The sequence below is a fragment of the Acetatifactor sp. genome, from assembly GCF_982438285.1.
The window spans coordinates 1-3,419 of sequence record NZ_CEWDFQ010000329.1; the positions used below are offsets into that span (position 1 = coordinate 1).

Below are 3,419 nucleotides of genomic sequence, written 5' to 3' on the forward strand. Positions count from 1 at the left end.
CCTTTACCCTCTCCGGCTGGTGGGAGTACGACGAAGCCATTGTGGCAAACCATATTCTCATTCCGGAGAGCCGGGTAGATGAGATTCTGACACAGACCGGCGTGGACCCAAACAATCCTGCTGACGGCATGACAGGAACCTGGAATATGGAAGTGATGCTGAAAAACGGCGCCCGACACATTGAGCAGGATTTGAACCAGATTTTGGAAAACCACGGTTATCAGAATGAGGAAAGAGGAGACAACTACATTGACATTGGCGTTAACTGGGGCTATACCGGGGCGCGGCTTTCAGATGCGGCAGACCCCACAGCCATTTCCGCCATCGCCGCTGTGGCGCTCCTTATTATCTTCACCGGCTACCTTATCATCTATAACGTGTTTCAGATCTCCGTGGCCGGGGATATCCGGTTCTATGGCCTCTTAAAAACCATTGGCACTACGCCCAGACAGCTGCGGCGGATCATCCGCCTCCAGGCCCTGGCCCTCAGTATCGCCGGTATCCCAATAGGCTTGGTGCTGGGCTGGTTTGTGGGAGGGCAGCTGACGCCGGTGATTGTGGAACGGCTCAACGGAGTGGTAGCGCTTACCTCCCAGAACCCTCTGATCTTCGTCATTTCAGCCCTGTTCGCCCTGTTCACCGTGCTGCTTTCCTGCCGCAGGCCGGGGCGGATGGCGGCTAAGGTTTCCCCGGTAGAGGCGGTTCGCTACACCGAGGCCGGAAGCAGGAGCTCTTCAAAAGGCCGCAGGGCAAGAAAGGTAAGTCCCTTTACCATGGCCTGGGCAAACCTGGGCCGCAGTAAGGGGAAAACCACGGTGACTGTGATTTCCCTTTCCCTGGCGGTGGTGCTGCTTGCTGTGACCGTCAATTTCACCGGCGGCTTTGACATGGATAAGTATGTGTCCAGCTTTACGGCCAGCGACTTTATTGTGGCAGATGCGGCCAAATTTCAGACATCTACCGTAGGATTCAACACTGATATGGGCGTGCCGCAGACGGCAATAGACCAAATCAAGGCCCAGGGAGGCATCACAGACAGCGGCGTTGTGTATGGCCGGACCTCTCAAATGCTGGAGTATGTGGAGGAGGATTACTTCCGGCAGTTAAACCAGTATTTTTATACGCCGGAACAGCTGGACAACCTGATACGCCTTACGGACCGGAACGAGGAGGGCCTGCTGGCGGCTGATATCCAGCTTTCTGGTATGAGTCCCTTCGCCCTGGATCACCTTACTGTGCTGGAAGGAGATTTGTCGGCCCTTTATGAACCAGGCAGCCGCGCCATTGCAGCCGTGTACTCCGAGGATGACTACGGCAACGCTGACATGGACTCTCACTGGGCCAGATTGGGAGATATGGTAACCCTTCGGTATGTGGAGGAGTTGGAGTATTACGACCCCGATACCGGGGAGGCTTACGGAGACTATGAGGATGTGCCCCAGGGAGCAAACTTTGTAACCCGGCCTGTAAAATACCGGGATGCAGAGTATGAGGTGACCGCCCTGGTGACAGTGCCCTCGGCTCTTTCCTACCGCTACTATGGCAGCGACGAGTTTATTCTCAATGATGAGACCTTTGTGGCCGATACCGGCACGGATTCCGTCATGTACTATGCCTTCGATACCACCGATGATGCCAACGCCGCCATGGAGGAATTTCTGGCCGACTATACCGAGAATGTGAACCCTGCTCTTGACTATGAAAGTAAAGCTACCTACGCCGGAGAATTTGAAAGCATGCGCACCATGTTCCTGCTGCTGGGCGGGGCGCTGAGCTTCATCGTCGGCCTGGTTGGGATACTGAACTTTTTTAACGCCGTTCTCACCGGCATTATCGCCAGACAGCGGGAACTGGCGGTGCTTCAGTCCATCGGCATGACGGGAAAGCAGCTGCGGGCCATGCTGGTGTGGGAGGGACTGCTGTATGCTCTGGGGGCTGCAGGACTTGCTCTGGTCTTGACCCTTGTCCTTGGGCCGGTGGCTTTCCGGGCGGTGGAAGGACTGTTCTGGTTTTTCACCTATCGGCTGACCCTGACGCCTTTCCTGCTGGTGATTCCCTTATTCGCCCTGCTGGGAGCAGGTATCCCTGTTCTTACCGTTCGATTGGCGGCCAGACACACCATCGTGGAACGTCTGCGGGAAGAATGAGGCAGCTTAGTGTTTATTGAATACGGATGCTCCAAACCTGCGCCCGGACAGCTTCATGCTGTCCGGGCGTTTTTACGGTACACTGTCCGGCTTAACCGGCGTTGGAAATGCCAATATTATTTTTATGGAAAGTATACTTGACATTTCTATATATTGCAGTTATACTAAAAATGTAAAGCAAGCTTTACATAGAAAGGAGGTCAGTTATGAAAAACAGATTAGAAGAACTGCGAAAGGAGCGTGGCATTAAGCAGGAGGAGCTGGCGGCCATACTTGAAGTTTCCCGCCAAACCATTGGTTCATTAGAAAATGGCAGGTATAATCCATCTATTCTATTGGCGTTCAAAATTGCAAAATTTTTTGGATTAAGCATTGAAGATATTTTTATTTACGAGGAGGAAGCAAAATGAAGAAATCTACAAATTATATCATCGCCATAATTGGCATCGTTCTGGCAGCAGCGGGCTTATATTTGTTAAAAAGTGTAGAAAATCCCAGCCAGTTTCTGACTGCGCTGCCATATGTGTGTATCGGGTTTGGATGCGGTATTTTTGGACATGGAATGGGCAGTCTGATTGCAGACAAGGCTGTCAAAAGCGATCCCAGCGTACAAAAGCAGATGGAAATTGAACAAAATGACGAGCGGAATATAGCAATTTCCAACAGTGCCAAAGCAAAGGCTTATGACATCATGACATTTGTATTTGGGGCATTGATGGTTTCCTTTGCCCTTATGGAGGTGGACATTGTGCCCATTCTGCTTTTGGTTTTCGCTTATTTATTTGTACATGGATGTGCAGTTTATTATCGCATTAAGTATGATAAAGAAATGTAAAGATGTTGGGGGCAAAAGGTCTCCCAGTCACAAATTGTTAGAATTGTTTGCGGCTTCGGAGTCAAGTTGCTCCTGCAGATGACAAACAATTCTGACGATTCGTGATCGAAAACCCTTTTGCCCTTGCTTATGTACTTACCGCCGCATGGATGATGCCATAGCGGCGGCTTTGTCTTGCTTAATAGGTAAACAGCTGGGCCCAATAGTGAGTGCTTCCGTTCTGATAATGTCCAACGCCGATGGTGGTAAATCTTTCATTCAGGATATTGGCCCGGTGCCCGGCGCTGTTCATCCAGGCATTTACCACCTCCTCGGGAGAACGCTGTCCCCAGGCAATGTTTTCTCCTGCGCCCCTATAGGAAACATTCTGCTCCTTTAAAGCAGTGGAGAAGCTGCTGCCGTTGGGCCTGGTGTGAGAAAAGGAGGTTGCGATTTCC

General features: G+C 51.3%; 4 protein-coding genes. 3 read left to right on the plus strand and 1 reads right to left on the minus strand.

Annotated features, from left to right (window positions below; genetic code table 11):
* The 3 genes from AC1WIP_RS13330 to AC1WIP_RS13340 form a co-directional block, all read left to right on the plus strand.
* Positions 1 to 2,147 (plus strand): ABC transporter permease (locus AC1WIP_RS13330; RefSeq protein ID WP_481142284.1); only part of this gene is annotated, 2,147 nt, incomplete at its 5' end.
* 206 nt (positions 2,148 to 2,353) lie between these two features.
* Positions 2,354 to 2,557: a helix-turn-helix transcriptional regulator gene (locus AC1WIP_RS13335; RefSeq protein ID WP_481142285.1), complete on the plus strand. Its 204-nt coding sequence runs from the start codon at positions 2,354 to 2,356 to the stop codon at positions 2,555 to 2,557.
* Positions 2,554 to 2,982, plus strand: a complete 429-nt coding sequence (locus AC1WIP_RS13340) for a hypothetical protein (protein WP_481142286.1) — start codon at positions 2,554 to 2,556, stop codon at positions 2,980 to 2,982. Before AC1WIP_RS13335 ends, AC1WIP_RS13340 begins: the two co-directional genes overlap by 4 nt.
* 178 nt (positions 2,983 to 3,160) lie before the next feature.
* Here the strand turns inward: AC1WIP_RS13340 and AC1WIP_RS13345 are convergent.
* The coding region (locus AC1WIP_RS13345; protein ID WP_481142287.1) for a CAP domain-containing protein at positions 3,161 to 3,419 on the minus strand (259 nt) is incomplete at its 5' end.

What these genes read in the sequence shown, in the direction of transcription:
- AC1WIP_RS13340 (WP_481142286.1), top strand. Translation starts at nt 2,554, where the DNA reads ATGAAGAAATCTACAAATTATATCATCGCCATAATTGGCATCGTTCTG.
- AC1WIP_RS13335 (WP_481142285.1), top strand. Translation starts at nt 2,354, where the DNA reads ATGAAAAACAGATTAGAAGAACTGCGAAAGGAGCGTGGCATTAAGCAG.